Below are 23,320 nucleotides of genomic sequence, written 5' to 3' on the forward strand. Positions count from 1 at the left end.
GCCTTCAGCACCATGAGCGTTGTCACCAACACGACCACCATCGGCGCGATCGACGCACCGAGCCGCCGCAACACCGAGCTGGTACTCGTCGTCTTCGCCGTCGCCATCTCGGTGTTCGCCTACGCCAACGTGGGCCTCGCCCTCAACGGCGAACTGCCCTCGGGAATGCTCGGCTACGGGGCGGGGCTCGCCCTGCTCGGCGGGGTCGCCCACCTCGTGGTGCGCAGGTTCGCCAAGTACGCCGACCCGCTGCTGCTGCCCCTGGCCACCCTGCTCAACGGCCTGGGCCTGGCGCTGATCTGGCGCCTGGACCAGTCAGAACGCTTCCAGGCCCTGAGCACCTTCGCCCCGGCCGCCTCGAAGCAACTGCTGTTCTCCGCCATCGGCGTGGGCACGCTGGTCGCGGTCCTGGCCATCCTGAAGGACCACCGCATCCTGCAGCGCTACACGTACATCTCCATGGTCGTGGCGCTGTTCCTGCTGATCCTGCCGATGTTCTTCCCCGCCGTGAACGGCGCCAAGATCTGGATCAAGATCCCGGGCTTCGGTACGCTCCAGCCCGGCGAGTTCGCCAAGATCATCATCACCGTGTTCTTCTCGGGTTACCTGATGGTCAAGCGGGACGCGCTGGCCCTGGCCAGCCGCCGCTTCATGGGCCTGTACCTGCCCCGCGGACGGGACCTCGGCCCGATCCTCGCCATCTGGGCGATGTCGATCCTGATCCTCGTCTTCGAGACCGACCTCGGCACCTCGCTGCTCTTCTTCGGCATGTTCGTCGTCATGCTCTACGTGGCGACCGAGCGCACCAGCTGGATCGTCTTCGGTCTGCTGATGTCGGCAGTCGGCGCGGTCAGCGTCGCCACGTTCGAACCGCACGTCCAGCAGCGCGTCACCGCCTGGCTCGACCCCTTCGCGGGCTGGGGCGAGGTGGCCGCGAGCGAGCAGATGGCGAAGTCCCTGATGGCCTTCGGCTCCGGAGGCACGCTGGGCACCGGACTCGGGCAGGGCAATTCCGACCTGATCGGCTTCGCCGCCAACTCCGACTTCATCCTCGCCACGGTCGGCGAAGAGCTCGGGCTCGCCGGGATGATGGCCGTGCTTCTCGTCTACGGCCTGATCGTCGAGCGGGGCGTACGCACCGCCCTGGCGGCCCGTGACCCGTTCGGCAAGCTGCTCGCGATCGGCCTCTCCGGCTCGTTCGCCATCCAGGTGTTCGTCGTCGCCGGCGGCGTGATGGGCCTCATCCCGCTCACCGGTATGACGATGCCATTCCTGGCCGCAGGCGGTTCCTCGGTGCTCGCCAACTGGGCCCTGATCGCCATTCTGATCAGAATCAGCGATACCGCCCGCCGCCCGGCTCCGGCCCCCTCACCGTCGACCGACGCCGAAATGACCCAGGTGGTCCGACCGTGAACAAGCCGCTGCGCCGGATCGCCGTCTTCTGCGGAATCCTCGTCCTCGCGCTCCTCATCCGGGACAACTGGCTCCAGTACGTCCGTGCCGACGAACTCAACAGCCACAAGTACAACCGCCGCGTCGAGATCGAGCGGTACGCCCACGAGCGCGGCGACATCATCGTCGACGGCAAGGCGATCACCGGCTCCGTCGAGACCGAGGACAGCGACTTCAAGTACAAGCGGGTCTGGAAGAACGGCCCCCTGTGGGCCCCGGTGACCGGCTATTCGTCCCAGGCCTTCGACTCCTCGCAGCTGGAGAACCTGGAGGACGGCATCCTCACCGGCAACGACGACCAGCTGTTCTTCGACCGGACGCTGTCGATGTTCACCGGCGAGAAGAAGCGCGGCGGCAACATCGTCACGACGCTGAACGGCGCCGCCCAGAAGGCCGCCTTCAAGGGGCTCGGCGAGAAGAAGGGCGCGGTGGTCGCCCTCGATCCCAAGAGCGGTGCCATCCTCGCCCTCGCGAGCACCCCGTCCTACGACCCCTCGGTCTTCGCCGGGAACTCCATGGAGGACTCGGACAACCGGCAGAAGCTCCTGAAGGACAAGGACAAGCCGATGCTCAACCGGGCCTTGCGCGAGACCTACCCCCCGGGCTCCACCTTCAAGGTCGTCACCGCCGCCGCCGCCCTGGAGAACGGGCTGTACGACGACATCGACGCCAAAACGGACTCGCCACTGCCCTGGACGCTTCCGCAGTCCACCACGGAGCTCAAGAACGAGGGCAGCATCCCCTGCAAGGACGCCTCGCTGCGGGAGGCCCTGCGCTGGTCGTGCAACACCGTCTTCGGGAAGATGAGCGACGACCTCGGCAACCGGAAGATGATCGAGCAGACGGACAAGTTCGGCTTCAACAAGGAAGTCTTCACGCCCGTCCGCGCCGACGCGAGCATCTACCCCGAGGACAACAAGCCGCAGAACGCCATGGCCGGCATCGGTCAGGCATCGAACCGGACCACCCCGCTCCAGATGGCCATGGTGGCCTCCGCGATCGCCAACGACGGCAAGCTGATGCAGCCGTACATGGTCGCCGAGCGCCAGGCGCCCAACCTCGACCCGGTCTACACCCACGAGCCCGAGGAACTCAGCCGCGCGCTCTCCGGTGAGAACGCCCAGAAGGTCCAGCAGATGATGGAGACCGTGGTCAAGGACGGCACGGGAACCAACGCGCAGATCCCCGGCGTCACAGTGGGCGGCAAGACCGGTACCGCCCAGCACGGTCTGAACAACAGCGAGAAGCCGTACGCCTGGTTCATCTCGTACGCGAAGACCGACAACGGCTCCCCGGTCGCCGTCGCCGTCGTGGTCGAGGACGGCAACGCCAACCGGGACGACATCTCCGGTGGCGGCCTGGCCGCCCCCATCGCGCGCGACGTGATGAAGGCGGTCATCGACAGCAAGAAGTGAGACCCGCCACGGCTGCCGCCCGTCATACCGGACATCGCATACCGGTCGGATATCGGCTGACGGGTGCGGGCTGATCACGTAACCCGTGCCCGGTAGCGTATGCGCGAACAGCGCACCGCCGCGGACCACACACGGGTGCGGTCGGGACTGACGGAGAGGGCTGGAACAGTTATGGAAGAGCCGCGTCGCCTCGGCGGCCGGTACGAGCTGGGCTCGGTGCTCGGCCGTGGTGGCATGGCCGAGGTCTACCTCGCCCACGACACCCGGCTCGGCCGCACCGTAGCTGTGAAGACGCTCCGGGCCGATCTGGCCCGTGACCCGTCGTTCCAGGCCCGGTTCCGCCGAGAGGCCCAGTCGGCCGCCTCGCTCAACCACCCCGCGATCGTCGCCGTGTACGACACCGGCGAGGACTACGTCGACGGGGTCTCCATCCCGTACATCGTGATGGAGTACGTCGACGGATCGACGCTGCGGGAACTGCTGCACTCCGGCCGCAGACTGCTCCCCGAGCGCACGCTGGAGATGACCGTCGGCATTCTGCAGGCCCTGGAGTACTCGCACCGCGCCCAGATCGTCCACCGCGACATCAAGCCGGCGAACGTCATGCTGACGCGCACCGGTCAGGTCAAGGTGATGGACTTCGGCATCGCCCGCGCCATGGGCGACTCCGGAATGACGATGACGCAGACCGCCGCGGTCATCGGCACCGCCCAGTACCTCTCCCCGGAGCAGGCCAAGGGCGAGCAGGTCGACGCACGCTCCGACCTGTACTCCACCGGCTGTCTGCTCTACGAGCTGCTCGCCGTGCGGCCCCCGTTCGTCGGGGACTCGCCCGTCGCGGTGGCCTACCAGCACGTCCGCGAGGAGCCGCAGCCGCCGAGCACCTTCGACCCCGAGATCACGCCCGAGATGGACGCGATCGTGCTGAAGGCGCTCACCAAGGACCCGGACTACCGCTACCAGTCCGCCGACGAGATGCGCGCCGACATCGAGGCATGCCTCGACGGCCAGCCGGTCGCGGCCACGGCGGCGATGGGCGCCGCGGGGTACGGGGGCTACGACGGCTACAACCCCGACCAGCCCACCACCGCCCTGCGCCCGGCCGACCCGAACAACGCGCAGACCTCGATGCTGCCGCCGGTCAACCCGGACGACGGCGGCTACGGCTACGACGACCGCCAGGGCCGCCGGCGCCAGCAGAAGAAGAGCAACACCTCGACGATCCTGCTGGTCGTCGCGGGCATCCTGGTCCTGGTCGGCGCGATCCTGATCGGCCGGGTGATCTTCTCCGAGAACGGGGGCGACAACCAGGTCAAGGCCCCGAACCTGGTGGGCTCCACGCTCGAGGAAGCGCAGACGCTCGCGTCCAGATCCGGCGTCACCGTCGCAAAGGGCGCCGAAGAGCCGTGCGAGCAGCAGGAGAAGGGCCAGATCTGCTCCCAGGACCCGTCGCCCGACGCGATGATGGACAAGGACGGCACCGTCACGGTCGTCGTCTCGTCCGGAGCGCCGCAGGTCGAGGTCCCCAACGTCCTGGAGAAGTCCGAGGACGGCGCCCGCGAGGTTCTCGAAGGAGACGGCTTCACAGTCAACGTCACCACGGAAGAGTCCGAGAAGCCCGAGGGGACGGTGATCAAGCAGGACCCCAAGGGCGGCGCGAAGGCCAACGAGGAGTCCGAGGTCACCATCACCCTGGCCGTCCAGGCCACGCTCGACCTGCCCGACATGCGGACCCGCACGTTCGAGGCAGCGGAGCAGCAGCTGCGCGGCATCGGGTTCACCAACGTCTCGCGGACCGACGTGGAGTCGGACAAGCCGGCCGGCGAGGTGATCGAGCAGACCCCCACGGGCCCGAGCAAGCAGGGCAAGGACGTGCAGATCGTCCTCAAGGTCTCCAAGGGCCCGGCCCAGCCGGAGCAGGTCCAGATCCCCGGTGACCTCGGCGGCAAGTCGTACCAGGACGCGAAGGCCCAGCTCGAAGGACTCGGGTTCGTGGTCCAGCTCGCCCCGAACTCGGTCGACAAGCCGAACGCCCGGGTGATCACCAGCAGCCCGGCGCCGACCACCCAGGCGGACAAGGGCAGCACCGTCGTCCTCGTGACCATCGAGGGCGGCGGGAACGGCGGCAACGGCGGGGGCTTCATCGGAGGCCTGGGCGACGACTGAACCACGCCCACCGCACCCGACACGGGAAGGGCCCCGGTCACCATCCTGGTGACCGGGGCCCTTCCCGTGTGCGGGGAGTCCCGGCGAGGGCTCAGCGCAGCTCGGCCGGCTTCGTCCGGTCCTTGTCGACCTTCTCCGTACGCTCCAGCTCGCCCCAGACGATGTACCGGTACTTCGAGGTGTAGACCGGGGTGCAGGTCGTCAGCGTGATGTAGCGGCCGGGCTTTTTGACGCCCGACTCCTCCGGGACCGGCTGGATCACGTCGACGTTGAACTTCGAGGTCTCGGGGAGCGTCTTGTAGACCTTGTAGACGTACCAGGTGTCCTTGGTCTCGAAGACGACCGGATCACCGTTCTTCAGCTTGTGGATGTTGTGGAACTTCGCACCGTGCCCGTCGCGGTGCGCGGCCAGCGTGAAGTTGCCCTCGTCGTCCCACGGGAGGGCCGACTCCACGGGGTCGGTGTAGTAGCCCGCGATGCCGTTGTTGAGGGTCTTGGGGTCGGTGCCCTTCTTGACCAGCACCTCGCCGTTCTTCATGGCGGGCACGTGCAGGAAGCCGATGCCGTCCCTGGTGTCCAGGGCGCCCGGGCCGCCCGCCCACTTGCTGCGGACCGTGTCGCCCTGCCGTCCGGCCTCGCGGTCGGCGAGCACGTTGGTCCACCACAAGGAGTAGACGACGAACAGCGCGAGCACCAGGCCCGCGGTGATGAGCAGTTCGCCGAAGACGCCGACGGCCGTCGCCACGGGGTGGCGGCGGCGTACCGGGGGCAGGGACGCCGACGTGTCGGTCCGCTCGTCGTGCTCGGTCCTCGCTGCCACCGCACCGTCCCTGTCGTGAGGATGTTCAGCCGACGAGCGCGTCGGGCTTTCCCTCGCTGCGTGGCCGTTCGTCGACCATCTTGCCCCAGACGATCAGGCGGTAGGTACTCGTGAATTCCGGCGTACAGGTCGTCAGCGTGAGGTATCTGCCCGGCTTCGTGAACCCGGAACCGACCGGGATCGGCTCGATCACCGAGATGTTGGACGGCGAGGTCTGCGGGAGGATGCCGGCCATCTCGTACGTGTAGTACGCGTCCCGGGTCTCGACCACGATCGGGTCGCCGGGGTTCAGCTTGTTGATGTAGCGGAACGGTTCGCCATGGGTGTTGCGGTGACCGGCCACGGAGAAGTTGCCCTGCTTGTCGGAGGGCATCGCCGTCTTGAGCTTGCCCTCGCCGTAGTGGCCGATCATCCCCCGGTCGAGGACCTTCTCCTTGTCGATGCCCTCGGCGATCGGGGCGACCACGTCCAGCTTGGGGATGTGCATGATCGCGAAGCCCTCGCCGGGCGCGAACACCCCTGGTCTGCGGTCGCCGTTGGCCCATTCGTCCTGGATCCGGTTCGTCTCCTTGCCCGCGATCTGGTCGGCCCGGACGTTGGTCCACCACAGTTGGTAGGTGACGAACAGCAGCATCAGGACGCCCAGCGAGATGAACACCTCGCCGACCGCCCGGCTGGCGATGACCGCCGGGCTGTCCTTCGCCGCCCGAGCGGCGCGCCGGGCCTCCACCCGGGACATCGGCGCGGCGGCCGGGGCGGCCTTCTGCTGCGGGGACGCCCCCGGGCGCCGACGTCCGCGCCCCTTGGCCGCCCGCCGCCGCTCGGCCCGCCCGCCGGGGGCCGGGGCGGGGCCGAGCTCCGTCTCCGCGGGTATGCGGGCGAGCACTTCGGTGCGCGGCTCGGCGTGAAGGCCCGGCGGGTCCGGGACCGGGGCCGGGGCCGGTTCCTCGGCCGGAGCCACCGAGGGCACCGGGTCCGCCGGGGCCATGCGCGCAGACGGCTCCTGGGGCCCGTACCAGTCACGTTGGTACCCGGCGGGGTCATACCACTCGTTCGGGGTTCCCTGGGGCTGCTGAGGCCCTTGAGAGGGCGCTTGGTGAAGCTCTCGGGGGGCCGCGTACCCCGCCTCGTACGAGGACTGCGCCGCGGACTGCACCGCGTGCGGCGCCTCGGGTTCCGCCGCCGGGACGGTGTCCGACCGGAACCACGGCGACGTGTGCCCGCCGGGCAGCGGATCGTTGAGCGGATCCGCGAGGCCCTCCACCGCCGCCACGAACGCGCCGTCGGTCCCGTACGCCCCGTGCGCGTCGGGGCCTTCCGGTCCGGCGGCGTGCCCGGGGCGGCCTGCGGTCACGCGGCCGCCTTGCCCACCACCGGCGCGAGCCCCGCCGAGCGCGCGACGGCCCCCTGGTCTCCGCACTGCTCCAGCCAGTTGGCGAGCATCAGGTGGCCGTGTTCGGTGAGCACCGACTCGGGGTGGAACTGCACGCCCTCCACCGCCCGGTCGCGGTGGCGCAGCCCCATGATGATGCCGTCCGCCGTGCGGGCGGTGACCTCCAGCTCGGGGGGCAGCTCGCCGGGTTCGGCGGCGAGCGAGTGGTAGCGCGTCGCGGTGAAGGGGGACGGCAGCCCGGCGAAGACGCCCCTGCCCTCGTGGGTCACGGGAGAGGTCTTGCCGTGCAGCAGCTCGGGGGCCCGGTCGACGACTCCGCCGTACGCCACCGCCATCGACTGCATCCCCAGGCAGACGCCGAAGACCGGAACGCCGGTGTCCGCGCAGTGGCGCACCATCTCGACGCAGACGCCGGCCTGCTCGGGAGTCCCGGGCCCCGGCGACAGCAGGACGCCGTCGAAGCCGTCCTGGGCGTGGGCGGGAGTCACCTCGTCGTTGCGCAGCACCTCGCACTCGGCGCCGAGCTGGTACAGGTACTGGACGAGGTTGAAGACGAAGCTGTCGTAGTTGTCCACGACGAGGATGCGTGCGCTCACTGGCCGGCTCCTGCTCCACCGGCGCTCGCGCCGTCGACGGTCACATCACCGAACGGGAGCAGCGGCTCCGCCCACGGGAACACGTACTGGAACAGTGCGTAGACGACCGCCAGGATCAGCGCGAGCGCGATGATGCTGCGCACCCATGCGTTGCCCGGCAGATGCCGCCAGATCCAGCCGTACATGCTGACCCCTCCATTCGGTACCCGCACCAGACTAGAGGGCCGCGGCACAAGCGTGGGTCCGCTGGGGAAAAGGGGTCGCCGTACGTCCGCCGGTGGCCGGCCACCGCGAAGTTGCCCGTATCGCCGGGGCGGGCGGTTCCGCTGTAGTGCCCGAACCCTTTCTGCAAGGTCCTGACCGCGGTGTTCTCCAGGACGGGCCACTCCCAGCCGGAGCCGAAGCGGGGGATGTGCATCGTCGCGAAGGGCTTTCCGTCGCGGTACGGGGCCGGGGCCGGCGCGGAGGGCTCTGCGGAAGGGGGCGGCGGTGCAGGGGCCACCGGTTCGCCTGCCCACCGGCTCTGGAGGGTGTCGATCTCGCCCTCGGCCGCGTCGGCCGCTTTCACGCCGGTCCAGAACAGGAGGTAGGCGGCGAAGAGGACGATCAACGCGCCCAGGGTGATGCACAGTTCGCTGAAGGTTCTGACGACGAGCCGCACCGACGCCGGACCGGCCTCCCCGGGGCTCAGCCGGCGCTCGGCCAGGACTCACTCCACAGGCTGTGCGTAGTGGAGATCCACTGTGCCCGAGTACCCCGGAAGAGTCACCGCCTCGTCCTCGTCGACTTTCCAGCCCAGCCCGTACGCCTTCACGTAGAGCAGGTAGTTCTGGATCGCGGTGGAGCTGTTCAGCGCCTGCTTGAGTTTTCCGGGGTCGCCGACCGCGGTGACCTTGTACGGCGGGGAGTAGACGCGGCCCTGGAGGATCAGGGTGTTGCCGACGCAGCGGACCGCGCTGGTGGAGATCAGCCGCTGGTCCATCACCTGGATTCCGCGCGCCCCGCCCTGCCACAGCGCGTTCACCACGGCCTGCAGGTCCTGCTGGTGGATGACCAGGTCGTTGGGCTGGGGCTCGGGGTAGCCGGGGTTGGCCGTGGCGTCGGGAGGCGCGTCGTTGAGGGTCACGCTGACGGAGTCGCCGGTGATCTTCGTCGTGCCTGCGGCCTTCTCCAGGGCCTTCAGCCGGGCGTCCTCGGCCCGGGTGGAACCGTCGTCGCGCTGGGCGAGGGCGTCGATCTCCGCGCGCACGGACGCGGTCGAATCGTTCAGCTCGGCGTTCTTCTCGCTCCGCTCCCTGATCAGGTCGGAGAGCTTGAGGAGCGAGGAGTCACTGCGCAGATTGGTGCCCTTGGCCGTGTTGGCGCTGGTGACGAAGATGAGCCCGGCCAGGGCGAAAACCGCAGCGGTGAGCCCCCGGACCGCCCACACGGAGGTGCGCCGGGCCGGGCCTTCGGGGGAGTCGGCAGAATTGCTCAACGTACCCTTATCTCATCAGGCGCCAGGGAAGCACTACGCTAACGGACGCTCGGGGGAGGCAGCATTCCCCCTGGCATCCCCTGGCACCGGCCCCCGGCGCCCGCCACAGATCCCTGCGCGGTCACGCAGCGCATCGACAGGAGAGTCCCTCGTGCCGAAGTCACGTATCCGCAAGAAGGCCGACTTCACGCCGCCCCCGGCGAAGCAGGCAACGGCCATCAAGCTGACCAACCGCAGCTGGGTCGCTCCGGTGATGCTGGCCCTGTTCCTCATCGGGCTGGCCTGGATCGTGGTGTTCTACGTGACCGAAGGCGATCTGCCGGTCGACGCCCTGGGCAACTGGAACATCGTGGTCGGCTTCGGCTTCATCGCCGGCGGCTTCGCCGTGTCGACCCAGTGGAAGTAGCGGCCCCCTTCCGCTGCCTCGCCCTGGGCCCGTACGCGCGCCCGTAGCTGGTCGACGCCCTCGCGCGCAAGCCTTGCCCTGAGTTACCCACAGAGTTATCCACAGTCGGGGGAAAAGGTCAGACGATCTGTGGATAACCTCCACGCAAGTTGACGCCGGTGTGACTGCAGCCTCCCTCACCGAGGGAGGCTGCACCCCGTTGTACGGGCGGAAAAGCGCAGCTCAGCGACGAGGGGCACACCTGTTCCTCTTGCCATGCACAAGAATCCGCGCACACTGTGGACAACTTCGGTCAGCCTGGGGGCGGAGTTCCCTTCTCGCCGAGCATTCCGCTCAGGTGAGCGCCAGCGTCCGGGCTACGACGATTCCGAGGGACGCCAGCAGGACGAGCGCACAGGTGCCGGTCTGCACCGCCGTACGCCGCTCGCGCGGAGCGTGGACCATGCCGACGGCGATGGCGACGCCCGCGATCAGACCGCCGACGTGCGCCTCCCAGGCGATACCGCCCCAGGTGAAGGTGAAGACCAGGTTCAGCGCCAGCAGCACCAGCACCGGGCGCATGTCGTAGTTCATGCGGCGCATCAGGACGGCGGTCGCGCCGAAGAGGCCGTAGACCGCGCCGGAGGCACCCAGCGAGGGCTGGTTCTGCGCGGCGATCAGATAGGTCAGCGCGCTGCCGGCGAACCCGGACAGCAGGTAGAGGGTGAGGTAGCGGGACCGGCCGAGCGCCGCCTCCAGCTGTCCGCCGAGCCACCACAGCCCCAGCATGTTGAACCCGAGGTGCACCACTTCCTGGTGCAGGAACATCGAGGTCACCAGGCGGTACCACTGGCCCTCGGCGACGCCTTCGATGGATCCCGGCGGCGGGCTCGGGTCCCACGCCCGGCCGAGCAGCGTCAGATCGCCCACCAGCCCGGGGCGGACGGCGACCAGGAGGAAGACGGCCAGATTGATGCCGAGCAGGATCTTGGTGACCAGGCGCGGATCGGCGGCCACCGAGCCGCCCGCCAGCGTGCGCGGCCGGTCGGCCGCCGGGTGGTGCCCGGCGCCCGAACCCTGCCGTACACAGTCGGGGCACTGGAAGCCGACCGAGGCGCTGACCATGCACTCGGGGCAGACCGGCCGCTCACAGCGCGTACAGCTGATGCCGGTCTCGCGGTCGGGATGGCGGTAGCAGGTCGGCGTCGGCACACCGCTTTCCGTGGCGGCACGGTCTCCCGGCGGCTGCTGGTCCATCGGTCCTGGCCTGCCTCTCGGTCCTCGTCCCTCGTCGCTCGGGCGGCGGCACGGACAGGGCCACCCCGCTCGTCCGCTATGTATCACTACGGACGGGCAGGGCGGTTGGTTCCCGCAAGGACCGCCGCGGGGATTCCCGCAAGGGCTCCCTGCAACGCCGGGTGCGGGCGGGCCGTCAGCGGGTCTCGACGACGACGGACTCGATGACCACGTCCTGCAGCGGGCGGTCCGTGCGCGGGTTGGTCGGGGTGGCCGCGATGGCGTCGACGACCTTGCGGCCCGCGTCGTCGGCCACCTCGCCGAAGATGGTGTGCTTGCCGGTCAGCCAGGCGGTCGGCGAGACGGTCAGGAAGAACTGCGAACCGTTCGTACCCGGCCCCGCGTTGGCCATGGCCAGCAGATACGGCTTGGTGAAGGCCAGCTCCGGGTGGAACTCGTCGGCGAACTGGTAGCCGGGGCCGCCGGTGCCGTTGCCCAGCGGATCGCCGCCCTGGATCATGAAACCGCTGATGACGCGGTGGAAAACCGTGCCGTCGTACAGCGGGGCCGTGGAGGTCTCACCGGTCTCCGGGTTGACCCACTCGCGCTGTCCGGTGGCCAGTTCCACGAAGTTCTTCACCGTCTTGGGGGCGTGGAACGGCAGCAGCCGGATCTCGATGTCGCCCCGATTGGTCTTCAAGGTGGCGTAAAGCTGCTCGGCCACGATCTGCCTTCCTCTTCCCTCGCGTGCCGTCAAAACCTTCGCTGACGTCCGGCGATCCTCCCACGGACCGGGAAAAGTACGGCCGGATGCCGGGCGAACCGGCGCGTTCACCACCGAACCATGGCATTGTCGTCGGCACACTTCACATGAACCGTTTTGACCGCAAATGACGATCATGACCCGGATGCCCGTCCCGCATGCCGGGCATGGACCCAACAGGCATGATTTTGGACTGGGCGGACAGGCGGAGTACCTACCCGCCACCAAGGAGGAGGATCTCGTGACCCGCATCGACAGCGTGCGCGCCGCAACCGACTCGGCGAAGGACAGCGCGCAGCACGCCGCGGAAGTGGTGGCGCCCTACGCCGACACGGCCAAGGAGCAGGCGGCCCACTACGCGCACGAGGCGCGCGTACGGCTCGCACCGAAGGTGACGAAGGCGGCCCGGCAGGCCCGTGTCCAGTACGCGTCCCATCTCGCACCGCGCATCGAACAGGCCCGTACACACGTGCCGCCCCGGGTCGACGAGGCCGCGCACCGCGCCGCGGTCTCGACCCGCAAGGCCGCACGGAGCGCCGCGGACTACACCGCACCGCGCGTCGAGCACGCCCGTGCGGTGGCCCTGCCCGTCGCCGAGCAGGCGTCCGCCCGCAGCGCGGCCGCCCTGGCGGCGCTGCGTACCCAGGTGACGGCCAAGGAAATCCAGAAGCTGGCCCGGAAGCACCAGCGGCGGGCCAAGGCCGGCCGGGCCGCGAAGGGTTTCCTGGTGCTGGGCGTCCTGGCGGGCGGCGCCTATGCCGCCTGGCGCTGGTGGGACAAGCAGGCCAACCCGGACTGGCTGGTCGAGCCGCCCGTCGCCACCGAGGTGGGCGACGAGCGCTCGACGCTCAGCTCGGTCGACGGCAGCCCGCGGGCCGACCTCGACCCGGAGGTCGAGGCCAAGCAGGCCGAGGCCGAGTCGGGCGAGGGGGACACCCCGGGCCTCGACGACCGGCCCTGACCCGGTCGGCTGACAGGTCGGCGGTACGGCAGAACGAGCGCGGCCCGGACACCGCTCACACGGTGTCCGGGCCGCGCTCGCGTGTGCCCACCGACGCGCGGAAGGGGACGGCTACCGGCTGACGGCGAACCGCATCAGGGCATGCTCGTCGCCCTGCTTGATCTTCCCGGTCTCGTTGATGACCTGGAGCTTCCAGCCCGCACCTTCGCGGATCGCCTTGGCGACGGCGACGCCGTTGTCCTGGGTGAGCATGCTCGGCCAGATGTCGGCGACCTGCTGCGAGCTGCCGCCCGTCGCGTCGTACACCTTGAAGCTGATGTTGCGCGCGTTGCTGAACGAGCTGCGCTTCTTGTAGGCCGCCGCGATGAAGACGATCGACGTGATGTTCGAAGGGATCCTGGCGAACTCGACGGTCACCGTCTCGTCGTCGCCGTCACCGTGCCCGGTCTGGTTGTCCCCGCTGTGCACCAGCGAGCCGTTGCCCAGCGGGTCCAGGGAGTCCAGACCGGCCAGCCGCACCGGGTCGCCGCCCTGCAGCGCGATGGCGATCAGGTCGAGGTCCGTACCGGCCTTCTGCCGGATCTTCCCCATCAGACCGCCGCTGCTCCCGACCGTCGGGTCCCAGGACGCTCCGATGGTCAGGTGGGTCACTCCGCCCAGGTCCGCCGGGCCGTCTTCCTTCGTCAACGTGATCATGCCTGAGTCCTTTGTGGCTCGACTGTTTATGCATGAAGTGTGCCTGGTGCAGCGGCGGCGGAACGCAAAGGAACCCCTCCAACCACATTTCCGCAGGTTGGAGGGGTTCAATCAGGGGACCCGGAAGACCGCGGGCATGAACGGCCGCACCCGATGCACAGGCATCGGCCGTGCCCCCGGGTCACGGGCGCGGGAAGCGGGCGCGCATGGCGTCGATGCAGGTGTCCCGGGACGTGGGCCCGCCGAAGCGGAGACGGTCGTAGGCGGTGAACGCCGGTTCCAGCGCATCGAGTTCATCGATCAGGGCGTGCAGCCGCTCCGCCCACTGCGCCGAACCGGCATGCGGCTCGTTCGCTGCGGCACGTATCGCGGCCGTCAGGTGATCCTTTCGCTGAATGGCGGCCGGGTTCACGGAGTGCAGGCACACGTACTGCCCGCTGAGATACGCACGCCACTCCGCCTCCCCGGTGATCGGGTCGGCCCAGTGAGAGGTGAACCACGCTTCGATCCGGTCCACGCCGCCCGCTTCGTCGGCGAGGGCGAACAGGTCGGCCGGCACCATCTCAGCACCGTCGGAGCGCAGGTATCCCGGAAGCGGCAGACGCTGTCCCAGCATCAGCCGGCGGACCGCATCGCCGTCGCGGCCCTGGACCGCGCACAGTTCCTCCAGGGCAACGAACTGCGCGCTGACATACGCATCATCGGCCTGGGTCATCGGATGGTCACCGTTGACCTCGCGGAACCGCTCGGCGAGCTGCTGCTTCAGGGTTGTCTCCGACATGGGGCGGTCCTCCGGCGTCACAGCGCGGGGATCTCCCGCACCGGCTTCCGCACGCTAGCGGCCGGATGGTTCGGCGCTCACCGAACGATCGAACTCTCTCCGCGGGGCCGGGGTCGCGAAAACGAAAGAACCCCCTCCGGTCTGCGTTTACGCAGGTCAGAGGGGGTTTCTACCAGTGGAGCCTAGGAGATTCGAACTCCTGACATCTGCCTTGCAAAGGCAGCGCTCTACCAACTGAGCTAAGGCCCCGGGTCACCGTCGGGACCAGACTACCGGGTACCCCCCGGGTTCTTCCAAAAGGATAGGGACTCCCCGGGAACGACCACGCTCCGTAAGATGCTCGCAAGGTTCGCAGCAGCGAAGCGGCAGCGATGGGGAGACGCCATGGACGCAGCGCAACAAGAGGCGACGGCAAGAGCCAGAGAGCTTCAACGCAGTTGGTACGGAGAGCCGTTGGGGGCGCTCTTCCGTCGGCTGATCGATGATCTCGGCCTGAACCAGGCCCGGCTGGCCGCCGTTCTCGGACTCTCCGCCCCGATGCTCTCGCAGTTGATGAGCGGCCAACGCGCCAAGATCGGTAACCCCGCGGTGGTCCAGCGCGTCCAGGCCCTTCAGGAGCTGGCGAGCCAGGTGGCCGACGGCAGCGTCAGCGCGGGTGAGGCCACCGACCGCATGGAGGAGATCAAGAAGTCGCAGGGAGGCTCGGTCCTCACCGCGACCGGCCAGACCACCTCCACCGGCGGCGCTCCCACCGTTCGCCGTGTGGTGCGCGAGATCCAGTCCCTGCTGCGGTCGGTCGCGGCGGCCGGCGACATCATCGATGCCGCGGACGCCCTCGCCCCGACCCACCCGGAGCTGGCAGAGTTCCTCAAGGTGTACGGCGCGGGACGCACCTCGGACGCGGTCGCGCACTACGAGGGGCACCAGGGCTAGCAAGCGGCACCGGACCCGGCGGCAGCACGACACCGGCGACGGAACCACGAGGAACGACGACGGAGCCAGGGCACGCGCACCGCGCAGCGCCCTGGTGCCGGCAGGACACGGGCCGGGCACCGGGACCGGACACGGGCCGCGGCGGACGCCGCGGCACCCTACGAACGGGGAGCGGGCACAGCGCAATGGGTGAGGTCTTCGCCGGTCGGTACGAGCTGATCGATCCGATCGGACGCGGTGGGGTCGGCGCCGTCTGGCGGGCCTGGGACCACCGCCGCCGCCGGTACGTCGCGGCCAAGGTGCTCCAGCAGAGCGACGCGCACACGCTGCTGCGCTTCGTCCGCGAGCAGGCGCTGCGCATCGAGCACCCGCACGTGCTGGCCCCGGCCAGCTGGGCCGCCGACGACGACAAGGTCCTGTTCACCATGGACCTGGTGAGCGGCGGCTCGCTCGCCCATGTCATCGGCGACTACGGCCCGTTGCCCCCGCGCTTCGTCTGCCTCCTGCTGGACCAGCTGCTCTCCGGCCTCTCCACGGTGCACGCCGAGGGGGTGGTGCACCGTGACATCAAGCCCGCCAACATCCTGATGGAGGCGACCGGTACGGGCCGCCCGCATCTGCGCCTGTCCGACTTCGGCATCTCGATGCGCAAGGGCGAACCCCGGCTGACCGAGACCAACTACGTGGTCGGCACGCCCGGTTACTTCGCCCCTGAGCAGATGATGGGTGCCGAGCCCGACTTCCCCGCGGACCTCTTCGCGGTCGGCCTGGTCGCGCTCTACCTCCTCCAGGGCCAGAAGCCGGACGCCCAGGCGCTGGTGGAGCACTTCGCCGCCCACGGCACCCCGGGCGCCCCCGAGGGCATTCCCGAGCCGCTGTGGCAGGTTCTCGCCGGTCTGCTCCAGCCCGACCCGCACGCCCGGTTCCGTACGGCCACGGGCGCGCGCAAGGCGCTCACCGCGGCGGTCGAGATGCTGCCCGAAGCCGGCCCGCACGACGAGCCGGTGGAGGTGTTCGACCAGATCGGGCCACTGCCCGAGGGATTCGGCCCCGACGGGCCCGTCACCGCCTCGCAGGAGGTACCGCAGCAGCCGTCCGAAGAGCGGGCCCCCACCCCGCCCCCCGCCACGATGTCGGAGACGGGCAGCTTCCACCTCGCGCCGCCCCCCGCGGCCTCACAGCGATCCGCTGCCTCGCCCGGTGCCGCGCCTCCGCAGCAACAGCCCTACCCGCAGACGGGGTTCCGGCAGCCGCCGCCCGCACCGTACGCCGCGGAGGCGCCGCCCGCGTACACCGTCGGCGCACCGGACCCCTCCCGGGCGCCGACCTCCGGCGTACCGCACGATCCCTCCGCCACCCGCCCCTACACCGCCCAGCAGCACCAGCAGTTCCCGCCGGTGCCCGCCCCGCCGGTGCAGCACGCCGCGCCCCACCCGCCCGCACGGCGAACGCGCCCGGGACCGCCCCCGAAGGTGGCCGTCCCGGTGCTGGTGGTGGCGCTGATCTGCTTCGCGGTCGGGATCTGGGCCCTCACCCAGGTCTGACGGGCCCGTACCGCCTACGGAAGCCCCGCCGACTTACGGTTACCAGCCCTGCGCCGGCGGCTGGTGGCCCCCACCGCCCGGGTGACCGGCGGCCGAAGCGCGGCGGCGGGCCAGCAGCGTCCAGGCGCCCAGACCGAGCACCAGCACCGACCCGGTGCCGATCCCGGCCGCGGCGACCACGGTCATCGGGCCGCTCTTCGCCGCCTGCTCGGCGTTCTGCCCCTTCCGGGCCACTTCCCGGTCGTGGTCGGTGACGCCGAAGACCCCGGCGTCGCCCTCGTACGGGGATTCCTCGGCCTGGTTCTTCACCTGGACCGCCAGCTCGAACGGGATCGGCTCGGCGCCGTAGGAGTCCTTCAGCTTCGGGCTGAGGGAGACCGACAGGTAGTACCAGCCCGCGAAGCGCATGGCGCTGACCTGGGACGAGGAGTCGAACCGGTTGCGGTAGGCCACCGGCGGCAGGGGCCGCAGGGAGGCGGACGCGGGGCCGCCGGAGTACGAGAGGGTGGCGTCGGAGACCAGCCCCTGGGCGGGGTTGGCCAGCGACAGCGTGAGCGCGCTGCCCACGAAGTCCTTGGTGGCGCCGGTGCTGTTGGAGAGCCCGGCGGTGGCGTGGATCTGCTGGCCCCAGTCGACCGGCACCCGGTAGAAACGGGTCTGCCCCGGGGCGACCGTGTCCTGCCAGCGGCCGCTCTCCAGGCTGGTGGCCTCGGAGAACCCGGCCCCGCCGGACCGCTTCTGCTGCTTCCCCGTCAGCGGCTTCGCCGAGGCGGAGGGCCAGCTCTCGGGGGCCTCGGTCGGCATGGACGTACCGCTCTTGAGCTTCGGCTCCTGGAGGAAGCGCAGTTCCAGGTCCCAGGCCTCCGGGCTGGAGGTGGCCTCGCTCTCGCGCTCGACGAGGACGTCGTACGGGCCGCCCTCCTGGCAGATGCTGCCGCCCTCCTCGACGGTCCGGGAGGCGTACGCGGTGATGGGACGGCCGTACGCGCCGGAGCCGAAGGTCGCCTGCCCCGAGCCGCACTGGGTGTCGTCGGTCTCCCGGAGGCTGACGGTGATGCCGTCGCCGTAGGCGACCGCGCCGCCGTCGCCGGGCACCGCGACCGCCGAGACGTAGGCGGCGGAGACATCGTCCAGCGTGACCCGGTAGTAGAGCTTCTCGCCCGGCTTGATCATGCTGCGGTACGGGACGCCCTCGTCCAGCGTGGACGCCTCGACGTTGGTCACCGCGCCCTGCACGTTCTTCGCGTCGGGGTCGAACGCGTACACCCCGGGGGCCGCCGCGTGCGCCTGCGACGGCAGGACCACCGCCGCGCACATCGCCGCGAGTGCCGCGGCCGTCACCCGGCCCCTGTTGCGCTGCCTGTTCACGCGCTTCCCCTCGTCGTCCTCACCCACCGGTACCCCTCGGCCGCTCCGCCGCGGCGGCTACTGCTGCCGCGCCTGTTGCCGCTGCGGCGACGGACGAGGAGGAACCCTTCCGCCGCGACGACCAGGGCACCCGCCCCGGCAGCGGCCGCGATGCCGGTCCATCCTGCCCCGCCCGCACCGCCGCTGTCTGCGGCCGCAGCCGTATTACCCTTCTTGCCCTCGTTCCTCCCCTCGCCCTCCCGGCGCGATCCGAGCGCGTCGAAGTCGGCTCCGTCGTACCGCGTTTGACCCGGCCCGCCCTCCAACTGCTCACGTGCGGCGCCCTTTACCCGGCGCCGACCGTGTCGATCGCGGCCCGACGCCGAAGCGGGCGAGCTGATCGGCGACCCGACAGGGCTCCGGCGTACCGCAGTTGTCCTCGCCGTCCGAGATCAACAGGGTCATGCGCGTACCGGTCGCACCGACGGCGGGCACGGGCAGGTCCCGGGCGGCCTTCCGCAGGGACAGCCCGATGGGGGTGACGCTCTTGGCCGAACCCGTCCACGGCCCATCACCCGCTGCCCCCTCAACCAGGAAGCCCGAACCCGTCAGCCTCTTTGCTTCAGCAAGCTACTGATTCGCTTGAGTGAACTCGCGGGCGGGGCGTCACGGTCCCGCACCAACGAAAGGGGCCGACGCGTCGGCGTCGGCCCCGGACAGCACGAAGCCCCGGCCGCTCAGCGACCGGGGCCCGTAGCAGACTGTGTCGTCTCACACACCCGAACCTGCGGGCACGGAGTCGGTCGCCTCCGTCCACAGATCCTGCTCGGCGCGATCCGCCTGGATCTGGCGGTACACGAGGAGCCCGCCGATGGCGGCCAGTGCGACCAGGAGAAGCTTCTTCACCGCGCGACCTCGTCTTTCCTTGGCGTAAGGGCCTTATGTCGCCGACTATACACACCGGCCGATACCGATCGGTGACCTGCCCGGACCCCTGTGACACCCCCTCCACAGCGTCCGAACGACCTCCCGACACCCCCTCCTCACCGCCCGCGAGGACCTGTCCAGCCCGGTTGCACCATACGAGTGGTGTTAATCCGAAGATCGGCGCAGAGCGGGCGTCGCTCCCCGAAATCGCGGCCGGGATCCACATGATCGGAGAAGTCAGCAACCGGACCGTCCGAAAGCGAGGGGCCATGAGCACCTTCCAGCCCAAGAACCTCTGGACCGCCTTCATCACCGCCTTCTTCGCCCTCCTGGCGTCGCTGGGCCTCGCCACCGCCGCGGCGAGCACCGCGAACGCCACGAACGCCGCAGCGCAGCCGAGCACCACGACCCACGAGCACACGGGTGCCACCGCGGCAACCCCGATCGCTCCCTCGGTCCGATGGACCCTTCCGCGTGACCGGGCCCTCCCGCCCACGATGAAGCAGCGCATCCGAGCCGAGGCCCACGGCTCCTCCCCGGCCACCCGCCACCTGTCGCTCGACCCCGCGGAGACCGCCCGCACGACCGCTCTGAGCGGCTCCCACCACGCAGCCCCGGAAGGCGGCTCCCCGGTCCCGCCCCCCTGATCCCGGCGGCCCACCGCACTCCGGGGCCCCTGGTCCGGTTCACACCGGCCGGGGGCCTTTCCGCGTGCCCGGGCGGCCGGCCCCGGGACCGCGCCGCCGCCCGAGGAGGCCGAGGTCCCACCACGGTCCGGGCCGCGTCCGGCACTTGGCTGGAGACCATCGACGGAGGCGAGCCCGGCTGCCTCGCCCAGCCGGCCCTCGCCACTGACCGCACCCCGACAACGCGAAAGGCCCCCCACCGTCTCCGGTGAGGGGCCTTCAGTCTGGTGGGGCTAACAGGATTTGAACCTGTGGCCTCATCCTTATCAGGGATGCGCTCTAACCAACTGAGCTATAGCCCCGCCGCGCTGTGCTGCTCCGCGCTGACTTCTGAAGATTAGCGCACGTCGGGGCCAGTCCCAAAATCGATACCCGGCGCGCTACTCGTCCTCGGCCAGCGTGAGCTCCACGCCGCCCACGAAGCCCGCCGACAGGTTGTAGATGAAGGCGCCCAGCGTCGCCAGCGCCGTGGCCAGGACCACGTCGATCACGGCGATGACCGAGGTGAAGATGAGCACGCGCGGCAGCGACAGGAACGACTGCAGATCGAAGCCGTTGCTCTCGTTCGAGCCGGTCGCCTCGCTGATCGTGCCGCCGACGGTCTCGAAGACGCCCATCGCGTCCATGACCATCCACAGCACCGCCGACGCCACCACCGTGCAGATGCCCAGCGCGATCGACAGCAGGAAGCTGACCTTCATCACCGACCACGGGTCGGCCTTGGCCACCCGCAGGCGGGCCTTGCGGGTACGGGGCGTGGTCCGCGCCCCCGTGCGCGGCTTGCGCGTCGCCTGGGCGCCTCCCACACCCTGCGCTCCGCCCAGCGTGCCACCGCCCTCTCCGGGGCGCTGCTGGCCGCCCTGGGTGCCGCCGCCGGGCGCCTGGTACGCCTGGGGCGGGTGGTACGGCCCCGACGGCCCCGGTGCGGGCTCACGCTCGCCGGGCAGAGGCCCGGTCGCGTAACCCTCGTACTGGGGCTGAGGCCCTCGTGTGTCCGTCACAGTGCCCCCTTGGGAGTCCGTGGCAGGGCCACGGGCACCGTTCGCTCCAGCTCCGGAAGCGGCCGAACCGGCGCCCGTGGCTCCACTCACGCTCTTACTCCTCGTGCTCCCCGGTCGAAGGCTCCGTGCCCTCGACAGTGCCCTCTGCCGCGGTTACGGCGTGGGCCTCAGCCGTCTCGCCCTCGGCATCATCGGTCCCATCGACCTCTTCCGCCTCACGGCCGGCCTCGGCGTTGCGCGCGATGCCGACGACGGCATCACGCTTGCCCAGATTGATCAGTTGGACGCCCATGGTGTCACGGCCCGTCTCCCTGACTTCATTGACTCGCGTACGAATCACACCACCGCCGAGCGTGATGGCGAGAATCTCGTCGGTCTCCTCGACCACCAGCGCACCGACGAGCGACCCGCGGTCCTCCACGATCTTGGCGGCCTTGATACCGAGGCCGCCGCGGCCCTGGACGCGGTACTCGTCGACGGGGGTCCGCTTCGCGTACCCGCCGTCGGTAGCGGTGAAGACGAACGTACCGGGCCGGACGACATTCATCGAGAGGAGTTCGTCGCCCTCGCGGAAACTCATCCCCTTCACACCCGAGGTGGCGCGGCCCATCGGACGCAGCGCGTCGTCCGTCGCGGTGAACCGGATCGACTGGGCCTTCTTGCTGATGAGCAGCAGATCGTCCTCGGCCGAGACCAGCTCGGCGCCGATCAGCTCGTCGTCGCCGCCGTCCGGCATCTCGCGCAGGTTGATCGCGATGACACCGCCCGAGCGCGGGGAGTCGTAGTCCTTGAGCGCGGTCTTCTTCACGAGACCGCCCTTCGTCGCCAGGATCAGGTAGGGCACGGCCTCGTAGTCGCGGATCGCGAGGATCTGGGCGATCTTCTCGTCCGGCTGGAAGGCCAGCAGGTTGGCGACGTGCTGGCCGCGCGCGTCCCGGCCGGCGTCCGGGAGCTCGTACGCCTTGGCCCGGTAGACCCGGCCCTTGTTCGTGAAGAACAGCAGCCAGTGATGGGTCGTCGAGACGAAGAAGTGGTCGACGATGTCGTCTTCCCGCAGCTTCGTCCCGCGCACGCCCTTGCCGCCGCGCTTCTGCGAGCGGTAGTCGTCCGTCTTCGTGCGCTTCACATAGCCGCTGCGGGAGATCGTGACGACGATGTCCTCCTCGGCGATCAGGTCCTCGATGGACATGTCACCGTCGAAGGGCACCAGCTGGGAGCGCCGGTCGTCGCCGAACTTCTCGACGATCGCCGCCAGCTCCTCACTGACGATGGTGCGCTGCTTGGCGGGCGAGGCCAGGATCTCGTTGTACTCGTTGATCTTCGCCTGGAGCTCGTCGTGCTCGGCGGTGATCTTCTGGTGCTCCAGCGCGGCCAGCCGGCGCAGCTGCATCTCCAGGATCGCGTTCGCCTGGAGCTCGTCGATCTCCAGCAGGCCCATGAGGCCCTCGCGCGCGATCTCCACCGTGTTCGAGCGGCGGATGAGGGCGATGACCTCGTCGATGGCGTTGAGGGCCTTGAGGAGGCCGCGCAGGATGTGTGCCCGCTCCTCGGCCTTGCGCAGCCGGAACTTCGTCCGCCGGACGATGACCTCGATCTGGTGCGTCACCCAGTGGCGGATGAACGCGTCGATCGACAGCGTGCGCGGCACCCCGTCGACGAGCGCCAGCATGTTCGCGCCGAAGTTCGTCTGGAGGTCGGTGTGCTTGTACAGGTTGTTCAGGACGACCTTGGCGACCGCGTCCCGCTTGAGGACGACGACCAGGCGCTGCCCCGTACGCGAGGAGGTCTCGTCGCGGACGTCCGCGATCCCGCCGACCTTGCCGTCCTTGACCAGGTCGGCGATCTTCTGCGCGAGGTTGTCGGGGTTGGTCTGGTACGGAAGCTCCGTGACGACCAGGCACTGGCGGCCCTGGATCTCCTCGACCGCGACGACCGCGCGCATCGTGATCGAGCCCCGGCCGGTGCGGTACGCCTCCTCGATGCCCTTGCGGCCCACGACCAGCGCGCCGGTGGGGAAGTCGGGGCCCTTGATGCGCTCGATCAGCGCGTCCAGCAGCTCCTCGTGCGAGGCCTCGGGGTGCTCCAGGTACCACTGGGCGCCGGCGGCGACCTCGCGGAGGTTGTGCGGCGGGATGTTGGTCGCCATGCCCACCGCGATCCCCGCGGAGCCATTGACCAGCAGGTTCGGGAAGCGTGCCGGCAGGACCGTCGGCTCCTGGTTGCGGCCGTCGTAGTTGTCCTGGAAGTCGACGGTCTCCTCGTCGATGTCCCGGACCATCTCCATGGACAGCGGCATCATCTTGCACTCGGTGTACCGCATGGCGGCGGCCGGGTCGTTGCCCGGGGAACCGAAGTTGCCGTTGGAGTCCACCAGCGGCATGCGCATCGACCAGTGCTGCGCGAGGCGCACCAGGGCGTCGTAGATGGAGGAGTCGCCGTGCGGGTGGTACGTACCCATGACGTCACCGACGACGCGGGCGCACTTGTAGAAGCCCTTCTCGGGGCGGTACCCGCCGTCGTACATCGCGTACAGCACCCGGCGGTGGACGGGCTTGAGGCCGTCCCGTACGTCGGGCAGCGCACGCGAGACGATGACGGACATCGCGTAGTCGAGATAGGAGCGCTGCATCTCCGTCTCGAGCTGGACGGGCTCGACACGCATCCCCACACCGGGGATGGTGCCCTCCTCCTCGGGCGTCACGGATTCAGGTGTCACAGGGGTGTTCTCGTCGGCCATTGCT

The 23,320-nt window shown here is 69.8% G+C and carries 21 protein-coding genes, 2 tRNA genes and 1 pseudogene; 8 read left to right on the forward strand and 16 right to left on the reverse strand.

The window, feature by feature from the left end:
- Positions 1-12: 12 nt before the first annotated feature.
- The 3 genes from RNL97_RS16200 (at position 13) to pknB (ending at position 5,033) form a co-directional block, all read left to right on the forward strand.
- Positions 13-1,413, forward strand: coding sequence for an FtsW/RodA/SpoVE family cell cycle protein (locus RNL97_RS16200; RefSeq protein WP_030585906.1), 1,401 nt, complete (start codon positions 13-15; stop codon positions 1,411-1,413).
- The gene (locus tag RNL97_RS16205; protein ID WP_030585908.1) at positions 1,410-2,867 is read left to right on the forward strand and encodes a peptidoglycan D,D-transpeptidase FtsI family protein; all 1,458 of its coding nucleotides are present in this window, start codon (positions 1,410-1,412) and stop codon (positions 2,865-2,867) included. The genes RNL97_RS16200 and RNL97_RS16205 overlap by 4 nt, the downstream gene beginning before the upstream one ends.
- A 171-nt stretch (positions 2,868-3,038) precedes the next feature.
- Positions 3,039-5,033: a Stk1 family PASTA domain-containing Ser/Thr kinase gene (pknB, locus tag RNL97_RS16210; protein ID WP_313750855.1), complete on the forward strand. Its 1,995-nt coding sequence runs from the start codon at positions 3,039-3,041 to the stop codon at positions 5,031-5,033.
- A gap of 91 nt (positions 5,034-5,124) precedes the next feature.
- On the opposite strand, the gene RNL97_RS16215 is transcribed toward pknB, so the two are convergent.
- The 6 genes and pseudogenes from RNL97_RS16215 to RNL97_RS16240 all read right to left on the reverse strand — a co-directional run bounded on the left by RNL97_RS16215 (position 5,125) and on the right by RNL97_RS16240 (position 9,319).
- The gene (locus RNL97_RS16215; protein ID WP_030585914.1) at positions 5,125-5,853 is read right to left on the reverse strand and encodes a class E sortase; all 729 of its coding nucleotides are present in this window, start codon (positions 5,851-5,853) and stop codon (positions 5,125-5,127) included.
- Positions 5,854-5,878: 25 nt separating this feature from the next.
- Complete coding sequence (locus RNL97_RS16220) at positions 5,879-7,207, reverse strand: class E sortase (RefSeq protein ID WP_030585916.1); 1,329 nt, start codon at positions 7,205-7,207, stop codon at positions 5,879-5,881.
- Positions 7,204-7,842, reverse strand: coding sequence for an aminodeoxychorismate/anthranilate synthase component II (locus tag RNL97_RS16225; protein ID WP_030585917.1), 639 nt, complete (start codon positions 7,840-7,842; stop codon positions 7,204-7,206). The genes RNL97_RS16220 and RNL97_RS16225 overlap by 4 nt, the downstream gene beginning before the upstream one ends.
- Positions 7,839-8,027 (reverse strand): hypothetical protein, encoded by a 189-nt coding sequence (locus RNL97_RS16230; protein WP_010060377.1) that lies wholly within the window; start codon positions 8,025-8,027, stop codon positions 7,839-7,841. The genes RNL97_RS16225 and RNL97_RS16230 overlap by 4 nt, the downstream gene beginning before the upstream one ends.
- Before the next feature lie 65 nt (positions 8,028-8,092).
- Positions 8,093-8,503: pseudogene (locus RNL97_RS16235) on the reverse strand (sortase domain-containing protein); the annotation flags it as partial.
- Between the two features lie 48 nt (positions 8,504-8,551).
- Complete coding sequence (locus tag RNL97_RS16240) at positions 8,552-9,319, reverse strand: DUF881 domain-containing protein (RefSeq protein WP_199814218.1); 768 nt, start codon at positions 9,317-9,319, stop codon at positions 8,552-8,554.
- A gap of 151 nt (positions 9,320-9,470) precedes the next feature.
- On the opposite strand from RNL97_RS16240, the gene crgA reads away from it, so the two are divergent.
- Entirely contained in the window at positions 9,471-9,725 is a 255-nt protein-coding gene (gene crgA / locus RNL97_RS16245) for a cell division protein CrgA (RefSeq protein ID WP_003967902.1), read from the forward strand.
- 333 nt (positions 9,726-10,058) lie between these two features.
- Here the strand turns inward: crgA and RNL97_RS16250 are convergent, their stop codons facing one another.
- Complete coding sequence (locus RNL97_RS16250) at positions 10,059-10,961, reverse strand: rhomboid family intramembrane serine protease (RefSeq protein ID WP_313750856.1); 903 nt, start codon at positions 10,959-10,961, stop codon at positions 10,059-10,061.
- A 175-nt stretch (positions 10,962-11,136) separates the two neighbouring features.
- A complete protein-coding gene (locus RNL97_RS16255) occupies positions 11,137-11,664 on the reverse strand; it encodes a peptidylprolyl isomerase (RefSeq protein ID WP_030585925.1) in 528 nt (175 codons plus the stop codon).
- A 280-nt stretch (positions 11,665-11,944) separates the two neighbouring features.
- Here RNL97_RS16255 and RNL97_RS16260 point away from each other — a divergent pair, with 280 nt between their 5' ends.
- Complete coding sequence (locus tag RNL97_RS16260; protein WP_030585928.1) at positions 11,945-12,664, forward strand: DUF5324 family protein; 720 nt, start codon at positions 11,945-11,947, stop codon at positions 12,662-12,664.
- 111 nt (positions 12,665-12,775) lie between these two features.
- Here the strand turns inward: RNL97_RS16260 and RNL97_RS16265 are convergent, their stop codons facing one another.
- The 3 genes from RNL97_RS16265 to RNL97_RS16275 form a co-directional block, all read right to left on the reverse strand.
- A complete protein-coding gene (locus RNL97_RS16265; RefSeq protein WP_010060390.1) occupies positions 12,776-13,360 on the reverse strand; it encodes a TerD family protein in 585 nt (194 codons plus the stop codon).
- Between the two features lie 181 nt (positions 13,361-13,541).
- A complete protein-coding gene (locus tag RNL97_RS16270) occupies positions 13,542-14,141 on the reverse strand; it encodes a DUF6058 family natural product biosynthesis protein (RefSeq protein WP_243316342.1) in 600 nt (199 codons plus the stop codon).
- 176 nt (positions 14,142-14,317) lie between these two features.
- Positions 14,318-14,390, reverse strand: a tRNA-Ala gene (locus RNL97_RS16275).
- 135 nt (positions 14,391-14,525) lie between these two features.
- On the opposite strand from RNL97_RS16275, the gene RNL97_RS16280 reads away from it, so the two are divergent.
- Together RNL97_RS16280 and RNL97_RS16285 are read left to right on the forward strand one after the other, a co-directional pair.
- Entirely contained in the window at positions 14,526-15,074 is a 549-nt protein-coding gene (locus RNL97_RS16280) for a helix-turn-helix domain-containing protein (RefSeq protein WP_030585932.1), read from the forward strand.
- Positions 15,075-15,259: 185 nt separating this feature from the next.
- Entirely contained in the window at positions 15,260-16,618 is a 1,359-nt protein-coding gene (locus RNL97_RS16285; RefSeq protein WP_313750857.1) for a serine/threonine protein kinase, read from the forward strand.
- A gap of 39 nt (positions 16,619-16,657) precedes the next feature.
- Here RNL97_RS16285 and RNL97_RS16290 read toward each other — a convergent pair whose 3' ends face one another.
- Both RNL97_RS16290 and RNL97_RS16295 read right to left on the reverse strand, forming a co-directional pair.
- Positions 16,658-17,986, reverse strand: coding sequence for a hypothetical protein (locus RNL97_RS16290; RefSeq protein ID WP_313750858.1), 1,329 nt, complete (start codon positions 17,984-17,986; stop codon positions 16,658-16,660).
- A gap of 750 nt (positions 17,987-18,736) precedes the next feature.
- On the reverse strand, positions 18,737-18,871 hold the full coding sequence (locus tag RNL97_RS16295; protein WP_003958712.1) for a DLW-39 family protein: 135 nt from the start codon (positions 18,869-18,871) through the stop codon (positions 18,737-18,739).
- Between the two features lie 290 nt (positions 18,872-19,161).
- Here RNL97_RS16295 and RNL97_RS16300 point away from each other — a divergent pair, with 290 nt between their 5' ends.
- The gene (locus tag RNL97_RS16300) at positions 19,162-19,539 is read left to right on the forward strand and encodes a DUF6344 domain-containing protein (protein ID WP_030585938.1); all 378 of its coding nucleotides are present in this window, start codon (positions 19,162-19,164) and stop codon (positions 19,537-19,539) included.
- 264 nt (positions 19,540-19,803) lie between these two features.
- Here the strand turns inward: RNL97_RS16300 and RNL97_RS16305 are convergent.
- The 3 genes from RNL97_RS16305 to gyrA all read right to left on the reverse strand — a co-directional run bounded on the left by RNL97_RS16305 (position 19,804) and on the right by gyrA (position 23,316).
- A tRNA-Ile gene (locus RNL97_RS16305) sits at positions 19,804-19,880 on the reverse strand.
- Between the two features lie 78 nt (positions 19,881-19,958).
- Positions 19,959-20,579: a DUF3566 domain-containing protein gene (locus RNL97_RS16310; protein WP_030579525.1), complete on the reverse strand. Its 621-nt coding sequence runs from the start codon at positions 20,577-20,579 to the stop codon at positions 19,959-19,961.
- A gap of 94 nt (positions 20,580-20,673) precedes the next feature.
- Positions 20,674-23,316: a DNA gyrase subunit A gene (gene gyrA / locus RNL97_RS16315; protein WP_030579522.1), complete on the reverse strand. Its 2,643-nt coding sequence runs from the start codon at positions 23,314-23,316 to the stop codon at positions 20,674-20,676.
- Positions 23,317-23,320 lie beyond the last annotated feature (4 nt).

The sequence above is a fragment of the Streptomyces parvus genome (assembly GCF_032121415.1).
Lineage (GTDB): Bacteria > Actinomycetota > Actinomycetes > Streptomycetales > Streptomycetaceae > Streptomyces > Streptomyces globisporus_A.

What these genes read in the sequence shown, in the direction of transcription:
- RNL97_RS16280 (WP_030585932.1), top strand. Translation starts at nt 14,526, where the DNA reads ATGGACGCAGCGCAACAAGAGGCGACGGCAAGAGCCAGAGAGCTTCAA.
- RNL97_RS16200 (WP_030585906.1), top strand. Translation starts at nt 13, where the DNA reads ATGAGCGTTGTCACCAACACGACCACCATCGGCGCGATCGACGCACCG.
- RNL97_RS16250 (WP_313750856.1), bottom strand. Translation starts at nt 10,961, where the DNA reads ATGGACCAGCAGCCGCCGGGAGACCGTGCCGCCACGGAAAGCGGTGTG.
- RNL97_RS16270 (WP_243316342.1), bottom strand. Translation starts at nt 14,141, where the DNA reads ATGTCGGAGACAACCCTGAAGCAGCAGCTCGCCGAGCGGTTCCGCGAG.
- RNL97_RS16265 (WP_010060390.1), bottom strand. Translation starts at nt 13,360, where the DNA reads ATGATCACGTTGACGAAGGAAGACGGCCCGGCGGACCTGGGCGGAGTG.
- gyrA (WP_030579522.1), bottom strand. Translation starts at nt 23,316, where the DNA reads ATGGCCGACGAGAACACCCCTGTGACACCTGAATCCGTGACGCCCGAG.
- RNL97_RS16285 (WP_313750857.1), top strand. Translation starts at nt 15,260, where the DNA reads ATGGGTGAGGTCTTCGCCGGTCGGTACGAGCTGATCGATCCGATCGGA.
- RNL97_RS16230 (WP_010060377.1), bottom strand. Translation starts at nt 8,027, where the DNA reads ATGTACGGCTGGATCTGGCGGCATCTGCCGGGCAACGCATGGGTGCGC.
- pknB (WP_313750855.1), top strand. Translation starts at nt 3,039, where the DNA reads ATGGAAGAGCCGCGTCGCCTCGGCGGCCGGTACGAGCTGGGCTCGGTG.
- RNL97_RS16300 (WP_030585938.1), top strand. Translation starts at nt 19,162, where the DNA reads ATGAGCACCTTCCAGCCCAAGAACCTCTGGACCGCCTTCATCACCGCC.